The following is a 19,084-nucleotide window of genomic DNA, read 5'->3' on the forward strand; positions in this document are numbered from 1 at the left end:
TTTTCTATCAGGAGATGCTCGTATGTCGATTACTGCCCAGCGCGAAGCGGAACTGCTTGCCAAGGTGCCAACCGGCCTATTGATTAATGGCGAATGGAGGGATGCCTCCGACGGTGGCACCTTCGACGTGCTCGACCCGGCTACCGGCGAGAAGCTGCTGACACTGGCCAGTGCTACGAGCGAAGACGCAATGGCTGCACTGGATGCAGCTGACGCAGTCCAGGCCGAATGGGCACTGACCGCACCACGCGAACGCGCGGAGATCCTGCGCCGTGCTTTCGACCTTGTCACCGAGCGCAAGGATGACTTTGCGCTGCTGATGAGCCTGGAAATGGGCAAACCACTGGCCGAGGCCTATGGCGAAGTAACCTATGGCGCCGAATTCCTGCGCTGGTTCTCCGAAGAAGCCGTACGCCACTACGGCCGCTACCTCACCACCCCCGAGGGCAAGAACAAGGTCCTGGTCCAGCACAAGCCGGTTGGCCCATGCCTGCTGATCACCCCATGGAACTTCCCGCTGGCCATGGCTACCCGCAAGGTCGGCCCGGCAGTAGCGGCAGGCTGCACCATGGTGCTCAAGCCAGCCAAGCTGACCCCGCTGACTTCCCAGCTTTTCGCGGCCACGATGATGGAAGCAGGCCTTCCAGCTGGCGTGCTGAACGTGGTCTCCGGCGCTTCGGCCTCGAAGATCTCCGGCCCGCTGATGCAAGATGACCGCCTGCGCAAGGTTTCCTTCACCGGCTCGACCCCGGTGGGCAAGCAGCTGATGAAGGACGCCGCAGACAAGGTCCTGCGCACCTCGATGGAGTTGGGTGGCAACGCACCATTCATCGTCTTCGAGGATGCCGATCTGGATGCTGCTGTCGAGGGCGCCATGGCAGCCAAGATGCGCAACATGGGCGAAGCCTGCACCGCTGCTAACCGCTTCCTGGTCCATGAGGACGTTGCCGAGGAATTCACCGCCAAGTTCGCTGCAGCGATGAAGGCCCTGAAGCCAGGACGCGGCACCGAAGCCGACACCACGGTAGGCCCGCTGGTCGAGGAAAAGGCCCGCGACGAAGTCCACTCGCTGGTTGAAGCCGCCGTCGCCGCCGGCGCGACTGCCATCACCGGCGGCGCGCCAGTTGACGGCCCGGGCTACTTCTACCAGCCAACCGTGCTGGCCAATGTCGCCAACGACGCCAAGATCCTGAGCCAGGAAATCTTCGGCCCAGTGGCACCAGTGACCACGTTCAAGGATGAGGCCCAGGCTATTAAGCTGGCCAACTCCACCGAATACGGTTTGGCTTCCTACATCTACTCGCAGGACTTCAACCGCATGTTCCGTGTTTCGGAGCAGATCGAATTCGGCCTGGTTGGATTCAACGCTGGCGTGATCTCCAACGCCGCGGCACCATTCGGTGGCGTGAAGCAGTCGGGCCTGGGCCGCGAAGGCGGCGCCGAAGGCCTGGAGGAATACACCACCGTGCAGTACATCGGCATTGCCGATCCTTACGCAGCCAAGAAGTAGATTCTCCAGCTCGCGCCAAGGCCCGGCCGGATTCTTCCGGTCGGGCCTTGGCTGGTTAAACCGATGGCTACATGTCGATTCGCGTGGATTCTTCCGAGCGCGAATGACGCGGGTGCACCGAAGCAGGGAACAAGAATGCCCTGATTCGTTGGATAAAGGACAGCTCGCCGCGCAAATTGCCCTGGATCGCGTGCAAGGCGTCAAGCAGCGGAGCGGCATCATCAGCGCTGGGATGCCTGTTGGCGTAGAAGCTCTCTTGGATGACAGTTTTCAGGGACTGCAAATCCTTGGCGACTTGGGGATGGTCTTCGCCCAGCCGGGTAGTGTAGTCACCGGCCGACTCGTGGCTGCCGGCCGGCCCCCGGTAATCGGCCCCAATAGCCTGCAGCTCGGCCAGCAGAGCTGGAGCGGCATCAGCACCGCCACGGCGCACGCGTCCTAGCCGCTCCTCACGCAGGCGATGGCGCCGCCACGGAGCAAGACCCAGTGCGAGGAAGGCCAGCAACAAGACCGCTGGCAACAGCCACACTGCCTTTGCGCCCTGGGTCCCAGAATCTGCGGACGGTGCCGGCGCAGAAGGCGCGGCGCTGGCCGGCAGGCTCGGGTTGCCGCGCTCGGTGGGCACTTGGGGTGCAGTGCTTTCTTGCGGGTTCGACGTAGGAGTTGGTTCCGGCGCGTAACTTGGCGAGTAGCCCCGACCCGGTGTGGGCTCGAACGGAATCCAACCCAGCCCGTTCAAATACAATTCTGGCCACGCGTGGGACTGTTTCCCGCTGACGGTATATCCGGTGAGCTCGGTACCTTCTTCCAGGCGCCGTTCCAGCATGCTCTGGGCGGTGTCCCCGGTGATTTCGAGAGTGTCTCCGCTGGCTTCACCGGGTGCATACCCCACGGCAATGCGCGAAGGGATTCCGGCTTCACGAGCCAGCAGGGCCATCGCCGAGGCGAAGTGCACGCAATACCCCTGGCGCCGGGCCAGGAATGCTTCAACAACTCGACGATTGGCCCCGTCGTAGCCTTCGCGCAGCGGGGTGCGTTCGGAGTACACGAAATTCCCGGAACGGAAGAAATGCTGCAAAGCCACGGCGGTATCAATGTCGTTGGCAGGCTTCCCCTTCTTGCCGAAAACCTCATCGAGGGTTTGCTGCAGCAACGGTTCCAATCCGTTGTCAGGATCCTGCGGAAGACGCAGGTATTCCTCGGGCAGCTGGTCGCTGGCATCGACTCCCATGTGCCCGACGTTGCGGACCATTTGCGTGCTGATGGCCAAATCCGCGTAGGCCACTGAAATGTCGTTGGTCGATGCCATGGCGTCGCCAGTGAGCCTAGCCACCGAGGTCTCGTAGGTCCAGTTCCAATCCCCGACGATGCCCTGCACGAAATAGGATTGGTTGGGCAAAGGGAGGACCGGACTGCTGATGCCATCAGGCCAAGTCATTCGCAAGACTTCGTCGGTGCTGTTGAACGTGCTGAAATTCGTTGACACCGCGGAGGTGCCATCAAGCGTGTGCTGCATGGCGCTTTCGCTTGGTTCCCAGCGGTCTGCGGACAGATCCTTGATCACCTGAGTGCGCAGGTAAGGCGCTTCTTCAGCAGTTGTGTAGTAGTCCAGGATGGGAACACCGCTGTTCGAGCGGAGGTCTCTTCCGAGGTTGATCAGCGGATCGACATTGCTGGCCAGCAGATCACCCGAAGGACGTTGCCCCTCGGAGAACATGCCGCTGCGGAAACCAGGCATCCAGATGCTGGCCGCCAAGAGGGCACCGACACAGGCCATCACGCTGACACCCAGAATTCCCAGCGTCCTGGGCGCAGGAAGCATCACTTGGGAATGCTTGGAAGATGCAGGGGCAAAGAGATACGGAATCAGCGCAATATAGCCGAGCACTGCCGACAACAGCAGCGCGAGATAGCCAATTCCGGCGCCTTCCTGCTTGAACAGCGACGCGATGATCGGTGCCAGAGACAAGGGAATGATGATCAGCATGGCCATGCGCCGCGAGCTGGCCAGCATTTCCACGATCAGGCTGATTGCCAAAGTGAAGCACAATACGCTGAAAGCCACAGAGCGGGAATTGGCTACCGGCGGCACCTGGGTAGCTAGCTGGATTCCCGCTTCACCAAGCACATTCCAGACCCATTGGGCGAGAGGCAAACCGTAGATGTTGCTTTCCCGGGCATCGCTGAGCGCAATGGATGCCACGGCGACGATTGCCGCAGCAGGAACAGCACTCCAGCGCAAGCGGCGGACTGCGCGCAGCAGACCGGCGCACAGGTGCACGGCGAAGACCGGGAGGACCAAGGCCGGGAACCAGCTGGAGCCTTCAATGACCCCGGACAGCGAGGCGGCACCCGCTAATACAGCGACTGCCAGGCAGCAGGCAGCAACAACCCGCACGAGCAGAAGCCGCATCGCGGGAGCCGAGCCACCGCTCGGGTCCGGATTTTCAGGAGTCGGGGCTAGAGTGCTTGCCCCAGCACGGCCAGCGCTCATCATCCCCACATCTCGTCTATCGCCATATCGCCGGGAAGAATATGCACTTTCCAGCTGGTGCGAGCCAATTCAAGTTGTATCTGCCCATAGCGTTCAGGGTGGCTGACCAGCAGGAAAACCTCGACATTGCGCACGGTGCGCGAGAGCGTAGCCAGCCAAGCTGCCTGCGGCGCAGTGAGCTCTCCGAGGATCATGATGACCGGTTCTTCGCGGAACACCAAGAGCTCCTTGCGCAGGGTATTGCCCAGAATCTCGGAACCGTTGGCTTCAACTGTTCCGTTGGCCAAGGCCAGGTCCGAAGTTGCGGCATGGAAGTCTTCAAAACTGTTCAGCGCGCCGAGCTCGGAGACGCTTTGCGGGTCTCGTTGCGCCAACGCGGCCCCGGTGAGGTCCCGGAAGGCGAGCTGGTAGCCGCTAGTGGCATATCTCAGGCCGATGCTGCTGGCCAACGACAACGCATTTTCAAAGCGGCGGCTGCTGGTGAGTGCTTCGGCGTGAGCCTGCGGCAACGAGATCCTCAGATCCGATCCGCTGTGATTCCAATGCTCGAAGGAAGTGTCCAGGGCCAGAAGCGCTTGCGCGGTTGCCACGTGGTTTTCCTGGCGGACCATGAGCTTTCCGTGCCGAGCGCTGGCTTTCCAGTGCACCTGGCGGACGGAGTCGCCTTGCTGGTAGTCGCGCGTCGCGACATCGTAGTAGTCGGTGGTGGTGCTCCTGGAGAATTTCGCATCGCCAGTGAGCGTTCGTTCGCCGAGCGGGGCGAAACGATCCAACCGGTGCAATTGGGAACGCACGGGGATCTGCAGGCTCGCTCCGGTGCGCACCATTCCCTGTATCAGCCCCAGGGGGTCCACGACTATTTGCTGGGCTGGTCCCACAAGGTGGATCCCGCGTGTGCGGAACACCAATTCGTATTCGATGGAACCCGGGGCCTGGAATCGTGGGCCGGGCCCGAAATCCTCCGGCAATTGTTCCTGGATGATGGAACGCTCAGCACACGACAAGCGGAACTTGCTGACCTCGCCAACGCTGGGAACCGCCGAGAGCAGCTCCCGGTGGATAATCGTGCGTCCGCGCAGGCGCAAGGCCAAACCCCAGTTCGCCAAAGCCAACGCCACCAGGGCCAGGCCCAAAGCCATCATTTCGTGCCGGCCCAGGAGATATGCCACGAACACCAGCAGGCCGCCAGCTCCGGCAGTGCACCAACCGCGCACGGTGAACAGGTCAAGGTGCCAACGCCGCAGGACTGTCGCCGAATTTTCGGTGCGCGTCCAGGAGAGGGCATCGCGCGAATCGTAGCGGGGAATCTTCTCCATGGCTGCCCGTTAGCTCACGGGGGTGCTGGCAACAAGCTCTTGGATCACGGCGCTGGCATCCAAGCCGTCCGCAACCGCTCGCCGGGTCAGGATCAACCGGTGGTTCAGCACCATCTGGGCCACGCTGCGAACGTCTTCTGGCAAGACGTGGTCGCGTCCATGAATCGCGGCATGGGCTTTGGCCGCGCGAACCCACTGAATCAGTGCGCGAGGCGAGGCCCCCAGCGCCACCTGCGGGTGCTCGCGTGTGGCTCGGCCCAGATCCACTACGTAGGCGCCTAGCCGTTCGGTGACCGTCACCGCTTTAACCTGCTCAATCATGTATCCCAGATCAGCCAGCTGCACCACGGCTTGCAGTGCTTCCAATGGGTCGAACTGGTGCCGGCCGGTGAGCATGGTGATTTCGGCATCGCGTTGTGGGTAACCCAGCGAAAGCCGTGCCATGAATCGGTCACGCTGCGCCTCGGGCAGGGCGAATGTGCCCTCGGATTCCACCGGGTTCTGCGTGGCCACAACCATGAAAGGCTGCTCCAGCCGATGGGTGATCGAATCGACGGTGACTTGCTTTTCTTCCATGCATTCCAGCAATGCCGACTGGGTCTTGGCATTCGCGCGATTGATTTCATCGGCGATGACGATATTGGCGAAGACCGGTCCGGGATGGAAAGTGAATTCGTGAGTCTGCGGGGAGTAAACCGAGACACCGGTGACGTCACTGGGCAAAAGGTCCGGGGTGAACTGGATGCGGTGCACCGAACCATTGACGCTGCGCGCCAATGACTTGGCCAGCATGGTTTTACCGACCCCGGGAACGTCTTCCACCAGCAGGTGGCCCTGTGCCAGCAGGACCGTCAATGCGCTAGTCACCGCCTCCGGCTTTCCGGTGATGACGCTCTGGACAGCATCGAAAATGCGCTGGCAATTGGACTGGAATGCCGAATCAAGCGACGGCACTGTTCGGTTTGCACTCATGCGCGGTTCCTCCTGAAGAACGAATCGTTGGCAAGATCGATCGCCGCGGCATTCATTCAATTGGGTCTTGCATCACATCATATGGGGATCTTTTGTCCAGCAACAGAGCCTAACTACCGGGAGCTGAGCACCTGATTGTTGTTGCTACCCCTAGTGGTGCCACAATTAACCACAGATTCGATCCCAGTATTCACGCGCAAAGGATAACCGTGTCCAAGAAGAAGCACACTGATCCCACCCTGGTTCCCGAGGCCTACCGCCCGACGGAGCAAGCCGCTGCAGCAGAGCAGGGGGAGCGATCGCGTGCTTCTGGCAATGAAAAGGGCGGAAGCCAGCGCAATTTGCAGTACCCGGAAGCGCCAGAAGCGCTTCCAGTGCCAGTGGTCGATAACCATACGCATCTGGATTTCCTTGACGGAACTGTGAAGGTCACGGCTGCCGATGCCCTGGCGGCGGCGGCAGCTGTTGGCGTGAAAGGGCTGATCCAGGTCGGCTGCGACGTGGAGTCATCGGAATACGCGGTCCAGGTAGCTAACGAGTACTCGAATATCCTGGCCGCGGTAGCCATTCACCCCAACGATGCCGCGCGTCTGGCTGAACGCGGGGAGCTGGAAGGAGCGATCGCGCGGATCGAAGAACTTGCCGCGGATCCGCGGGTGCGTGCAATTGGCGAAACCGGGTTGGACTACTTCCGTACCGGTGAAGACGGACGGGGCGCCCAGGAGCATTCCTTCCGGGAGCATCTGCGCATTGCGGTGGAGCAGGGCAAGGCCCTGCAGATCCACGATCGGGATGCCCATGAGGACGTGGTTCGCGTGCTCAAGGACGCGCCATTGCCGGGGAAGGTGGTCTTCCATTGCTTCTCTGGGGACGCGGCATTAGCCCGAATCTGCAACGACAACGGCTGGTACATGTCGTTCTCCGGAACTGTGACATTCAAGAATTCGCATGATCTTCGCGAGGCCTTGGCGCTGGCGGATCCAGAACTGCTTCTGGTGGAAACCGACGCACCGTTCTTGACGCCGCACCCCTTCCGGGGCCGCCCGAACGCCAGCTACATGATTCCGTACACGACTAGGTTCTTGGCGGAAAGCAAGGGGATCGATCTGGCCGAATTCTGCACCCGGATCGATGCGAATACGCGAGAAGTGTACGGAGAATTCTAGACCCGGAGGTTGTGTGTCTCGTTACAGGATACTTGCCACAAATATAACAATTCGGTTACGGTGGATGAGATGTCCGGTACCGCCCCCGCCTATTTTCGGCACGGTGTGTTCAGGACAGCCTGATCCTCACGCCTTGCTGCAAGTGGAAACACGGCGCAACTTTGACTGAAGGACAGGCAGCGAACACTGCCGGGCCCAACCGGAGATCCTGACAGGATTTCCGCAGTTGGGTCTACAAACGATGGGGACCTCATTACCGTGACTCACTTGCTCAAGAAGACCTGGGTGAAATACCTGGCTCAGGCGCTCGCCGTAGCCGTGGTTATTGCCGGTGCTGTTTTCTATATTTCTGGCCAGAAATCGGTCGTCATGTCGGTGGACGGCCAGCGTCAGGAAATCACCACCCGTGCTGCCACCGTTGGCGCACTGCTGGAACAGCAGGACGTTGCCTTGGCCGAGCGCGACGAGATCTCCGCAGCACTGGATTCCGAGCTTGCTGACCAGCAGCTTGTTGATATCAAGCGCAACAAGTCGATCGAAGTAACTGTTGATGGCACCGAGCGCGTTGTGCACACTACCGGCATGACCGTTGCCGACGTGGTCGAACAGCTCGACCTGGACAAGGGTTCCGAGGTTTCCCTCGATGAGGACATGCAGCTTGCAGCCTTGAGCGATGAATTGGATGTCATCACGCCCAAGGAAATGACCCTGGTCGTCAAGGACAAGAAGAAGAAAATCGCAACGACGGCCTTGACCGTCAAGCAATTGCTTGCCGACGAGAAGATCAAGGTCGACGGCAACGACGAAATCAACGTCAAGATCAAGGACGAAACCGACAAGGACGTCAAGGACAGCGTCAAGCTGGCCGCGGGCACCACTGTCGAGGTGATCGACGTTACGGTCAAGACCTGGGACGAAACGCGCGACATCGACTTCGAGACCAAGAAGGTCAAGGACAGCTCGCTGGATAAGGGCGACACCGAGGTCAAGACCGAAGGCAAGAAGGGCGAGCGTGAGCTGACCCTGCGCCAGGAAACCCGCAACGGCAAGAAGGGCGAGGAAGAAGTCCTCAAGTCCAAGGTCACCAAGAAGCCCGTTGCCGAGGAAATCCGTGTCGGCACCAAGGAAGAGAAGAAGGAAACTTCAACTTCCAAGAACACTCCAACCCCGGGCAGCATCTCCTCGACCTGGGCTGCCCTGGCCAAGTGCGAATCCGGTGGCAACTGGTCGATCAACACCGGCAACGGCTACTACGGCGGACTGCAGTTCTCTGCATCGTCGTGGCGCAATGTGGGTGGCACCAAGTACGCACCGCTGCCGCACCAGGCAACTCCGCAGGAGCAGATCGCTGCAGCTGAAGTGCTGCGTCGATCAGGTGGCTGGGGCCACTGGCCATCGTGCTCGTCCAAGCTGGGCCTGCGCTAAAAGCAAAAGCCGAATAACAACGCGACGCGTCCACCATCACGGTGGATGCGTCGCGTTGTTATGTTTGGATCAATCTAGCTGAACTAGAATTGGATTTGTGATGTCTAAGGAATCTTTGCCGCTGCTTGGGGCCACCGAAATCCGTCGTCTGGCCGAAGAGCTGGGAATCCGCCCTACCAAGACGCTGGGGCAGAACTTTGTGATCGATGGGAACACCATCCGCCGCATTGTCGCCGCCGCCAAAGTCGACCCATCCGAAACAGTGCTGGAAGTAGGCCCGGGCCTAGGATCCCTGACCCTGGGCATCATGGATGCCGCCGCCAAGGTCGTGGCCGTGGAGATCGATCCACCCCTGGCAAAGCGACTGCCGCAGACCATGGCCGAGTTCCGCCCTGGCCGAGAAGACGATCTGACCGTGATCCTTTCCGACGCCATGAAGGTCACCGAACTTCCCGGCGAGCCAACCTCGCTGGTCGCCAACCTTCCCTATAACGTTGCCGTCCCGGTGGTGCTGCACCTGCTGGAGCACTTCCCGTCCATCCGCAATGGCTTGGTCATGGTGCAGGACGAAGTTGCCGACCGGATGGCCGCCACCCCGGGCAATAAGATCTATGGCGTCCCATCGGTGAAGGGCGCCTGGTACGGAACCATGCGCAAGGCTGGCGTGATCGGCATGAACGTCTTCTGGCCAGCTCCGAAGATCCACTCCGGCCTGGTGGGGTTCACCCGCGACAAGGACCGCAGCGATGCCCCGGATCGCAAGGAAATCTTCGCCATCATCGATGCAGCCTTCGCCCAGCGCCGCAAGACGCTGCGTGCTGCCCTCTCCGGCTGGGCAGGCTCCGGTGCTCGTGCCGAACAGATCCTGGTAGCAGCGGGCATTGATCCGAAGGAACGCGGCGAGAAGCTGGATATTGACCAGTACATCGACATTGCCCGTGCCGCACAGGATATTCCCGCTGAAGCTCCAGCTAGCGAGGCATGAGCATGTCTAAGCAGCGTGTCATCGCGACCGCACCGGGCAAAATCAACTGCTACTTCAAGGTCGGTCCTCCTCGCGAAGACGGATACCACGAAGTGGCGAGCCTCTACGTCGCGGTCTCCCTGGCCGAGCAGATTGAAGCGACGCTGCGCACCGACGGGGAATTGCAGCTGAGCCTGGAACCGAATTCCCCTGTGGTCTCCGAACCGGAAAGCTTTCCGCTGGGTGCAGGCAATCTGGTGCACCAGGCAGCCCAGCTGCTTCGCGAGCACACGGGCTGCAGCCTCGGAGCGAACCTGCACATCACCAAGCGCGTCCCGATCGCCGGCGGAATGGGTGGAGGCTCTGCAGACGCGGCGGCCACGCTGGTAGCCTGCAACGAATTGTGGGGAACCGGGCTGGACCGGGAAGAACTCGGCCGCTTGGGCGCACGCCTCGGTGCTGACGTGCCTTTCGCCTTGATGGGCGGGGCCGCCATCGGCCTGGGCATCGGCGACAAGCTTGCCCCGTTGCTGACTCGTGCCAAGACCCATTGGGTGCTGATCCCGGCCAGCTTTGGCTTGTCGACCCCGCGAGTCTATGGCATGCTCGATCGCTTGCGTTCCGGCACGGAGATCGAAGTCCCGCAGGAAATCGATCCAGCGGTCATCGAAGCGCTGATGGCTTCGGACGCGCCAGCGTTGGCCCAGGTACTGGCCAATGACCTGACCCAGGCTTCCTTGGCCCTTGCCCCGGAACTAGGCACCATGCGCGATATGGCAGAAGGCGCCGGTGCCCTGCGAGCCATGGTTTCCGGTTCGGGGCCGACCTTGGCTCTGCTGGTCGAAGATGCCGAGCATGCTGAAGAGGTCATGGCCCAGCTGGGCGATGAGGTGGGCGTCGCTACCATCCCGGTGACCGCTCCAGCGGCCGGAGCGCACATTACCGTTTCCGAATAATTTTTCCGGAAGTCCCTGTCTGGCCTTGGGCCGGGCAGGGATTTCTTGCATCATTTTCCGCCACCCCTCTTGTTGCGCCCTGGGCCCGGCCCTAGGCTGAATCCCAAAGCAATTATTGAGAGCCATTCATTTTGGATCTGGGGCGGAATACAACATGCTCAATGGACACGTTTCGCACTGGTGGGAAGACATCGGCCTGCCAGAGCCACGCCAGCAATTACGCGGTCAGGGCACCGCAGATGTCGCCATCATCGGTGCCGGGTTCACCGGACTGTGGACCGCCTATTACCTGGCCAAGGCCAACACGGATCTTCGCATCACGATCCTCGAAGCCCGGCACGTGGGCTACGGCGCCTCGGGGCGCAACGGGGGATGGCTGACCAACACCATCACCGCTGGCCGCGAACGCTACCTGAAATCCCATGGCAGGCAAGCAGTCAATGACTTCCAGCTGGCCATGAACCGGACCGTCGCCGAGGTCATCGAGGTGTGCGCTGCCGAGGGGATCGATGCAGATATCCTGCAGGGCGGCGAACTCGAAGTTGCCTACACCCCTGCCCAGGAAAAGCGCTTGCGCGCCGATGCCATGGCCGACGCGCAATGGGAACACACGCAGACCGAATTGCTGGAAGCCGAGGCAGCGCAAGGCAAGATCAACGTCGCCAATGCCCGGGCCGGGCTGTGGCATCCGCACGCGGCCAGAATCCATCCTGCAAAATTGGTACGCGGACTCGCCGAAGCCGTGGAGCGGCTCGGCGTACGGATCTATGAAAACACCCGCGCCACCACACTGCGCGCACGCCGCATCGAATTCGACGGTGGGTCATTGGACGCCGAGTACATCATCCGTGCCACCGAAGGGTTTACTGCCGGGCTAGCAGGACACAAGCGCTTGTGGCTCCCGATGAATTCGTCCTTGATTGCCACCGAACCGCTAGCTCCATCCATCTGGGACGAACTGGCATGGAACAACGGCGAGGTGCTGGGGGACTACGCCCACGTCTACATGTATGCCCAGCGCACCGCGGATAACCGCATTGCCATTGGAGGCCGGGGAGTGCCGTATAAATATGGTTCGCGCACGGATGCCGATGGCCAGACGCCGCAAAGCACTGTGGAGGGACTGCAGGAAATTCTGCACCGCATGTTCCCGCAGACCCGGAATTCGAGAATCGATCATGCCTGGTCCGGGGTACTGGGCGTGCCGCGGGACTGGGCCGCTACCGTCGGGCTGGACCCGGCGACCGGACTGGGCTGGGCCGGCGGCTATGTCGGCACCGGGGTCGGCGCAGCGAACCTGGCCGGACGAACCTTGCGCGACTTGATCCTCGGGGAAAGCACTGAATTGGCCAATCTGCCGTGGGTCAATCACCAGGTGCGCAAATGGGAGCCGGAACCACTGCGCTGGCTGGCAACCAAGGGGCTCTATGCAGCCTATGGTGCCGCAGATCGAAGCGAACTGAAGGGGCGGGGGAGCTCCTCGCCGCTGGCCGTGCTGGCCGATAGAATCACCGGAAAGCCTTGAGCGCTGGCACACTGGGGCATAGGCTGTGGCCATGGGACTTGATAAACGTGGAATCTATGTGTGCGCACTAGCACTTGTGCTCATTATTTCTGGCGTCTTGATGATCACGCTGATGCAGGCCGGAATTCTTGGCTGGGCACTGCAAGCGGCCGGAATCATCGTCATGGCCTTCTCGGTGGGTGCGGCGCGTGCGCCCAGGGCCCGTGCCTGAGGTGCGCGAGGAGCCCATGGGCGCCTGCAGCTTGTCGGCACGCGGCCAGAACTACCTGCTGCGCGAAGCACGGGCTACGGATCTTGCCCAGATCATTGCCTTGATGGCAGATGATGAGATCCGTCGTGCAGAGCATGCGGACGCTGGGGACGCCGGGGAACAGTATCTGGAGGCTTTCAACGAGATTCACGCAGACCCAGCGCATACGCTGATCGTGGTGGAGGGCAATGACGGAGCCATTGCCGGCACGATGCAGCTGACCATGTTGCCGGGTCTTGCGCGCAGGGGAGCGAAGCGGATGCAGATCGAGGCAGTGCGCGTGGCCAGCGCATTGCGCGGCGGTGGCCTGGGAACGGAAATGATCCGCTGGGCCATTTCCGAAGCCGAAAGCAAGAGAATTCCGCTGGTCCAGCTGACAAGCGACGCGCAACGCCAGGACGCGCACCGCTTTTACGAGGGGCTAGGATTTACCGCGTCGCATGTGGGCTTCAAAATGCACCTGGCTATAAGCCCTTGATCTTGTAGATTCGTTGCAATCCGGAGGTCGCCTGGCCCCATTCGCTCTTCGCGGCCCGCTGCTGGTGGGCCTGGAAAGCGGCACTGTCTTCGAATTCCTCGTGCACCAGCCAGACCCAGGGATCGCCGGTTTGCGTGACAGAGAAAGAAATGCAGCCGTTTTCCGCCTTGGTGAGGCGTATATGCTCTGGCAGCAATTTCTCCACCAATTCAGCCTCAGCCGCGTCCGCGCACAGCAACCGGCCCTCCATGATCACAATTCCCATGTTCGCCAGTCTGCCACGATCTTTGGCGGATGGGGCAAAAACTAGTGGATCAGCGAAGGGCTCGGAAACCGAAAGTTTCCGAGCCCTTCGCCTGCGTCAAGGCAGAAGCGCTATCCGAGCAGCTCGGACAGTTCCAGCCAGCGCTCTTCCAACTCGTCGATCTGCGATTGGTACTCGTTGATCTCAGCGGTGAATTTGCCCAGCCCTTCATAGTCGCTCTGGTCATGATCGGCCATCTTGGCGTGGACCTTGGCGATCTTTTCCTCTAGCTGGCCGACCTTGCGTTCATTGGCATTCAGTTCCTTCTGCGCGGCACGCAGCTCTGCGCCCGAAGGGCCAGCAGGCTTGGCGGCAGTTTCGGAAGAAGCCTGCGAAGGATTGGACCCGCCAGTGGAACCTTCGGCAGCTCGCAGCAACAGGTACTCGTCCACGCCGCCGGGCACGTGGCGGAAGTTGCCGTTCAGGATCGCGTACTGCTGGTCGGTGACGCGTTCGAGCAGGTAGCGGTCGTGGGAGACCACGATCAAGGTGCCGGGCCAGGAATCCAGCAGGTCTTCCAGGGCCGCCAGCATGTCGGTATCGACATCATTGGTGGGCTCATCGAGGATCATCACGTTGGGCTCATCCATCAGGATCATCAGCAACTGCAAGCGGCGGCGCTGGCCGCCGGAGAGTTCAGCAACCTTGGTTGACAGGTGTGCCGAGGAGAAGCCCAAGCGCTCCAGCAGCTGGGCCGGGGTCAGGTCCTTGCCATCCACGTTGAACGTGGTGCGGTAGCGGGCGAGGATTTCGCGGACCTTGTCCTGGCCGATCTGCTCCAGTTCGCGGAACTGCTGGTCCAGCACGGCCAGCTTCACGGTCTGGCCGCGCTTGATCTTGCCGCCAGTTGGCTCCACGGTCCCGGCGATCAGGCCCAGCAAGGTGGATTTGCCGGCACCGTTGGCACCGAGCAGGCCGGTGCGTTCGCCCGGGCCGATGCGCCAGGTGAAGGGCTTGAGTACTTGCTTGGCGCCGAAGGAGACCTCCGTGTCCAGCAAGTCGATGACGTCCTTGCCCAGCCGGCTGGTGGCCATCTTCTGCAACTCCAGCGGGTTGCGTGCCGGCGGGACATCGGCGATCAGCTGGTTGGCTGCCTCAATGCGGAACTTCGGCTTGGAGGTACGGGCCGGGGCGCCGCGGCGCAGCCAGGCCAGTTCCTTCTTCATCATGTTCTGGCGCTTGTTTTCGGTGACCGCGGCGATGCGGTCGCGTTCCACGCGCTGCAGCACGTAGGCGGCGTAACCGCCCTCGAAGGGCTCGACCAGGCGGTCGTGCACTTCCCAGGTGGTGGTGCAGACCGCGTCGAGGAACCAGCGGTCGTGGGTGACGACCATCAGGCCGCCGGCGTTCTTGGACCAGCGGTTATTGATGTGCTCGGCGAGCCAGGAGATGCCTTCGACATCCAGGTGGTTGGTCGGTTCGTCCAGGATGACGACGTCCCAGTCCTGCACCAGCAGCGCGGCCAGAGCCACGCGGCGGCGCTGGCCGCCGGAGAGGGTGCTGACCTTCGCTTCCCAGTCCAGGTCTGCAACCAGCCCGGAGATGATGTCGCGAATGCGCGCTTCGCCGGCCCACTCGTGGTCGTCCATCTCGCCCACCACGCAGAAGTGCACGGTCGCTTCGGGATCCAGGGTGTCCGACTGGTCCAGCACGCCCACGCGCAGGCCGTTGCGCTTGGTAACACGCCCGGAGTTGGGCTCGATCCTGTCGGAGAGCATGCCGAGAAGCGAGGACTTGCCTTCGCCGTTGCGACCCACCAGGCCGATGCGGTCGCCATCGGAAATGCCGATGGTTACCGAGTCGAAAACGACATGGGTGGGATATTCCAGATGTAGGGCTTCGCCCCCGAGTAAATGAGCCACAATTTCCATTTTACGTTCCGGGAGCAAATCGAGGCCCTGGCGGGACCATCTGAGCGTGTGCCGTGCCAGGGGGCTTGGGCAGTTTAAAGCAGAGAATAAAAGTGAGTTTTGCTACGGTGTTTTGCGATTTCGCACATTGGGCTGATCATGGCAGAATAATTAGCGTGCTTGTCGGGCATGACCTGAGCAAGCCATTTTCCGCCCTGGTGTAATGGCAACACGCCAGCCTTTGGAGCTGTGCATTCTAGGTTCGAATCCTAGGGGCGGAACCAATGATGAAGCGTCACGCAAGTGGCGCTTTTATTTTTTAACCAGTTTCAGCGCACCCCGAAGCTCGCGATAGACTTGCTTTGAGGTTTTACTTCTCTGCCCAAAACCTTGAATCCAATTTGCAGGAGAATGCACTTGAGTGATCAGGTCAACGCACCAGTAGCTGTCATCGTCCTAGCCGCCGGCGCTGGCACTCGCATGAAATCGGCGAAGCCGAAGATCATGCATGAAATCGCAGGTCGGTCCATGATTGGCCACGCACTCTACGCGGCTTCCGCGTTGGAGCCGCAGAACCTGGTAGCGGTGGTCCGCCACCAGCGCGATCTGGTCGCAGAGCACATTCTGGGACAGTTCCCTTCCATCACCATTGCCGACCAGGATGAAATCCCGGGTACCGGCCGCGCCGTGCAGTTGGGCTTGGAAGCTGTGGACCCATCGCTTGAAGGCACCGTTGTGGTGACCTATGGCGATGTGCCGTTGCTCACCAGCGAGGTGCTCCAGGAACTGGTTGCTACGCACGAGTCGAACCGCAACTCCGTGACCGTGCTGACCACCGAATTGGATGACCCTAACGGCTACGGCCGCATCCTGCGCGATGAACAGGGCGAGGTTGCAGGAATCCGCGAGCAGAAGGACGCTTCGGCAGAAGAACTGCTGATCAAGGAAATCAACTCCGGCATCTACGCTTTCGATGCCCAGATCCTGCGTTCGGCGCTGACCGAGGTCACCACCGAAAATGCGCAGGGCGAAATGTACCTGACCGATGTGCTCGCCATCGCCCGCGCACGCGGTGGCCGCGTCGCCTCCTCGCAGATCGCTGACCGCTGGCAGATCGAGGGCGCCAACGACCGCGTCCAGGTTTCCAATCTGGCCCGCATCTACAACGAGCGCAAGACCGAATTCTGGATGCGCCAGGGCGTGACCATCGTTGATCCGGCGACCACGTGGATCGACGCTGACGTCATGATCGGCCAGGACGCCACCCTCAAGCCAGGCACCCAGCTGCACGGCGAGACCATCATCGGCGCCAATGCCACTGTTGGCCCGGACAGCACCCTGACCAACGTGGTTGTTGGCCAGCGCGCTACCGTGAAGCGCACCGACGCCACCGACTCGCGCATCGCTGATGGCGCCTCGGTTGGCCCGTTCGCCTACCTGCGTCCCGGCACCGACCTCGGTGCGGATGGCAAGATCGGCGCCTTCTACGAAACCAAGAACGTCACGATTGGCCGTGGCTCCAAGCTCTCGCACCTCGGCTACGCCGGAGATGCTGAAATCGGTGAATTCACCAATATCGGCTGCGGCAACATCACCGCAAACTACGATGGCGAAAAGAAGCACCGCACCAAGATCGGTTCGCATGTGCGCACCAGCTCCAACACCGTATTCGTTGCCCCGGTTGAAATCGGGGACGGCGCCTACACCGGAGCCGGAGCCATCGTCCGCAAGAACGTCCCGGCCGGTGCCTTGGCACTGTCTGTGGCACCGCAGCGCAACTCCGAGGGGTGGACGCTGGAAAAGCGCCCAGGCACCTCCTCGGCTGACGCAGCGTTCAAGTCCTCGCTGAACTCTTCGGCTTCCGAGTAATTCAGCTACAGACTTCATTTCCTCGACAACAACCTCATACGTGATAGCGAAGCGAGCGAGAAAGCAAACCCCATGAGTGAAATCAGCCATAACGTCGACAAGAAGCTGGTGCTGGCCACCGGTCGTGCGCACCCTGAGCTGGCTGCAGAAGTAGCCAAGGAGCTCGACACCGAACTGCTGCCGTTGAACGCCTACGACTTCGCCAACGGCGAGATCTACGTGCGTTCGGATGAGTCGGTTCGCGGCAAGGACGTTTTCCTGCTGCAGTCCTACCCAGCACCAACGAACAACTGGCTGATGGAACAGCTGATCATGATTGACTCGATGAAGCGTGCTTCGGCCCGCCGCATCACTGTCGTGGCACCGTTCTACCCTTACGCACGCCAGGACAAGAAGGGCCGCGGCCGCGAGCCGATCTCGGCCCGCCTGGTTGCCGACCTGTTCAAGACCGCCGGTGCTGACCGCGTGATTTCCTGCGATCTGCACACCGCGCAGATCCAGGGCTTCTTCGACGGTCCGGTGGACCACCTGTTCGGCTTCCCGCTGCTGGCTGACTACATCAAGTCCAAGGTCGATGTAAATGAAGTCACCGTGGTTTCCCCTGACACCGGCCGCGTGCGCGTTGCCGAGCAGTGGGCAGATCGATTGGGCGGCACCCCGCTGGCCTTCGTCCACAAGTCCCGCGATCTGACCGTGCCTAACCAGGCCGAGTCCAAGACCGTGGTTGGCCAGGTGGAGGGCCGCATCGCGGTCCTGATCGACGACATGATCGACACCGGCGGAACCATCGCAGGCGCTGTGCGCGTGCTGAAGGAAGCTGGCGCCAAGGACGTCATCATCGCGGCTACCCACGCGGTCTTCTCGGATCCGGCTGCCCAGCGTTTGGCTGATTGCGGTGCCCGCGAGGTTGTTGTCACCAACACCCTGCCAATCCCTGAAGAGAAGCGTTTCGAGAACCTGACCGTGCTCTCGATTGCCCCGACGATCGCCCGCGCGATCTCGGAAGTATTCCACGACGGTTCGGTCACGAACCTGTTTGACGGCCGCGCCTAGCAGCCCTCGTTTCGCAAAGCCTCTGGCCGGCACCTTCGGGTGCCGGCCAGAGGCGGTTAAGCGATCATTGACAGTGCCCGTAAGAGGAACCTTTTGCGGAACGAATGCCACTCAGATGATCGCCATGACAATTCAGGGTTGCTCAACCATAAGGAAAGTGATTGACTTTACTGCATGGAAAGTCAGTCGGAGAACGCTCAGAGTTCGGAATCAGTGCGCCAGTCGCTTCGGGCGATCAGTGCAGACCGTGCCCGGATCGGCGAAAAAGTCACGGCGGAAACGTGGTGGACCGCACCAGCGCAGGGCCTGGGCGCTGCGCTTATCATCATGGTCCCTGCTCTCGGGCTGGAATGGGTATGGTTGCCTCTGGTGCTAAGTATCGGGATCTTCGTCGGTGTTGAGGTGCTTTTCCGCAAACGCAGCGGCCTAGGTATCACCCGCCCAGCCGGTCCGCGTGGGCTCTGGATATTGATTGCACTAATGATGATTTTCTTCTTTGCGCTAATGATCAGCCTAGTGCTCACACTGCTCGGTCAGATCGGCTGGGTTCTCGCCCTAGCAGTTACGACAGGTGCAGCTACAGCGCTCATCGTCGTGCAGTATGACCGCGCTTATGCTGCTGAGGTGTATCGTGCGGGCTGAGCCTTGCTTCAATGAGGCGATCCACGCACCAACCCGGCTGCGCCTCTGTGCAATGCTGCGTCCGCTGGCCGAGGCGGACTTCACTACCATTGCCACAACACTCGAGCTCAGCGAAGCAAACCTATCTAAGACCGTAAAAAATCTTGTCGAGATCGGTTATCTCGTCACTAGCAAGCAGGCTTCCCCGCTACGCAAGGATGCTCGCCAGACGACGACGGTCAAGCTCACAGCCCAAGGGCGGAGGGCCTTCGACGGGCACTTAGCTGCTCTGCGAGCGATGGCGGGCGACTAGGGCACGTCTCCCAAAGCG

The 19,084-nt window shown here is 61.1% G+C and carries 17 protein-coding genes and 1 tRNA gene; 13 read left to right on the forward strand and 5 right to left on the reverse strand.

Translation table 11 applies throughout. The features are described from left to right. Positions 1 to 22: 22 nt before the first annotated feature. Positions 23 to 1,510, forward strand: coding sequence for an NAD-dependent succinate-semialdehyde dehydrogenase (locus tag ACWICV_RS11550; protein ID WP_105657476.1), 1,488 nt, complete (start codon positions 23 to 25; stop codon positions 1,508 to 1,510). A 67-nt stretch (positions 1,511 to 1,577) separates the two neighbouring features. On the opposite strand, the gene ACWICV_RS11555 is transcribed toward ACWICV_RS11550, so the two are convergent. The 3 genes from ACWICV_RS11555 to ACWICV_RS11565 form a co-directional block, all read right to left on the reverse strand. Next, the gene (locus tag ACWICV_RS11555; protein ID WP_454091046.1) at positions 1,578 to 3,923 is read right to left on the reverse strand and encodes a transglutaminase family protein; all 2,346 of its coding nucleotides are present in this window, start codon (positions 3,921 to 3,923) and stop codon (positions 1,578 to 1,580) included. Between the two features lie 80 nt (positions 3,924 to 4,003). Beyond that, on the reverse strand, positions 4,004 to 5,320 hold the full coding sequence (locus ACWICV_RS11560) for a DUF58 domain-containing protein (protein ID WP_454091047.1): 1,317 nt from the start codon (positions 5,318 to 5,320) through the stop codon (positions 4,004 to 4,006). Between the two features lie 9 nt (positions 5,321 to 5,329). Beyond that, on the reverse strand, positions 5,330 to 6,292 hold the full coding sequence (locus ACWICV_RS11565) for an AAA family ATPase (RefSeq protein ID WP_105657479.1): 963 nt from the start codon (positions 6,290 to 6,292) through the stop codon (positions 5,330 to 5,332). A 209-nt stretch (positions 6,293 to 6,501) separates the two neighbouring features. On the opposite strand from ACWICV_RS11565, the gene ACWICV_RS11570 reads away from it, so the two are divergent. From ACWICV_RS11570 to ACWICV_RS11600, 7 genes are all read left to right on the forward strand, one after another. Next, the gene (locus ACWICV_RS11570) at positions 6,502 to 7,458 is read left to right on the forward strand and encodes a TatD family hydrolase (protein ID WP_400342576.1); all 957 of its coding nucleotides are present in this window, start codon (positions 6,502 to 6,504) and stop codon (positions 7,456 to 7,458) included. A gap of 258 nt (positions 7,459 to 7,716) precedes the next feature. Beyond that, a complete protein-coding gene (locus ACWICV_RS11575) occupies positions 7,717 to 8,883 on the forward strand; it encodes a transglycosylase family protein (protein ID WP_400342578.1) in 1,167 nt (388 codons plus the stop codon). Positions 8,884 to 8,983: 100 nt separating this feature from the next. After that, entirely contained in the window at positions 8,984 to 9,868 is an 885-nt protein-coding gene (rsmA, locus tag ACWICV_RS11580; protein WP_454091048.1) for a 16S rRNA (adenine(1518)-N(6)/adenine(1519)-N(6))-dimethyltransferase RsmA, read from the forward strand. A 2-nt stretch (positions 9,869 to 9,870) separates the two neighbouring features. Further along, on the forward strand, positions 9,871 to 10,803 hold the full coding sequence (locus ACWICV_RS11585) for a 4-(cytidine 5'-diphospho)-2-C-methyl-D-erythritol kinase (RefSeq protein WP_454091049.1): 933 nt from the start codon (positions 9,871 to 9,873) through the stop codon (positions 10,801 to 10,803). A gap of 154 nt (positions 10,804 to 10,957) precedes the next feature. Beyond that, positions 10,958 to 12,328 (forward strand): NAD(P)/FAD-dependent oxidoreductase, encoded by a 1,371-nt coding sequence (locus ACWICV_RS11590; protein ID WP_400342581.1) that lies wholly within the window; start codon positions 10,958 to 10,960, stop codon positions 12,326 to 12,328. A 31-nt stretch (positions 12,329 to 12,359) separates the two neighbouring features. Beyond that, positions 12,360 to 12,539 carry a hypothetical protein gene (locus ACWICV_RS11595; RefSeq protein ID WP_332727321.1) on the forward strand — a complete coding sequence of 60 codons (180 nt, stop codon included), beginning with the start codon at positions 12,360 to 12,362 and terminating at the stop codon, positions 12,537 to 12,539. Positions 12,540 to 12,555: 16 nt separating this feature from the next. Then, complete coding sequence (locus tag ACWICV_RS11600; RefSeq protein WP_332727320.1) at positions 12,556 to 13,056, forward strand: GNAT family N-acetyltransferase; 501 nt, start codon at positions 12,556 to 12,558, stop codon at positions 13,054 to 13,056. Here the strand turns inward: ACWICV_RS11600 and ACWICV_RS11605 are convergent. Continuing rightward, positions 13,043 to 13,321, reverse strand: a complete 279-nt coding sequence (locus tag ACWICV_RS11605; protein ID WP_332503802.1) for a putative quinol monooxygenase — start codon at positions 13,319 to 13,321, stop codon at positions 13,043 to 13,045. The two genes, ACWICV_RS11600 and ACWICV_RS11605, sit on opposite strands and share 14 nt — an antisense overlap. 110 nt (positions 13,322 to 13,431) lie before the next feature. Then, positions 13,432 to 15,222: an ABC-F family ATP-binding cassette domain-containing protein gene (locus tag ACWICV_RS11610; protein ID WP_105661906.1), complete on the reverse strand. Its 1,791-nt coding sequence runs from the start codon at positions 15,220 to 15,222 to the stop codon at positions 13,432 to 13,434. Positions 15,223 to 15,419: 197 nt separating this feature from the next. Between ACWICV_RS11610 and ACWICV_RS11615 the strand changes: the two genes are divergently transcribed. From ACWICV_RS11615 to ACWICV_RS11635, 5 genes are all read left to right on the forward strand, one after another. Then, positions 15,420 to 15,494 (forward strand) — tRNA-Gln (locus tag ACWICV_RS11615). 133 nt (positions 15,495 to 15,627) lie between these two features. Next, entirely contained in the window at positions 15,628 to 17,079 is a 1,452-nt protein-coding gene (glmU, locus tag ACWICV_RS11620; RefSeq protein WP_388024133.1) for a bifunctional UDP-N-acetylglucosamine diphosphorylase/glucosamine-1-phosphate N-acetyltransferase GlmU, read from the forward strand. A 72-nt stretch (positions 17,080 to 17,151) separates the two neighbouring features. Further along, positions 17,152 to 18,132, forward strand: a complete 981-nt coding sequence (locus ACWICV_RS11625; RefSeq protein ID WP_332499429.1) for a ribose-phosphate diphosphokinase — start codon at positions 17,152 to 17,154, stop codon at positions 18,130 to 18,132. A gap of 174 nt (positions 18,133 to 18,306) precedes the next feature. Beyond that, positions 18,307 to 18,774 (forward strand): hypothetical protein, encoded by a 468-nt coding sequence (locus ACWICV_RS11630; protein ID WP_332730949.1) that lies wholly within the window; start codon positions 18,307 to 18,309, stop codon positions 18,772 to 18,774. Beyond that, on the forward strand, positions 18,746 to 19,066 hold the full coding sequence (locus tag ACWICV_RS11635) for a transcriptional regulator (protein WP_332504543.1): 321 nt from the start codon (positions 18,746 to 18,748) through the stop codon (positions 19,064 to 19,066). Before ACWICV_RS11630 ends, ACWICV_RS11635 begins: the two co-directional genes overlap by 29 nt. The last annotated feature ends 18 nt before the right edge of the window (positions 19,067 to 19,084 follow it).

The organism is Glutamicibacter sp. NPDC055354 (assembly GCF_053644955.1).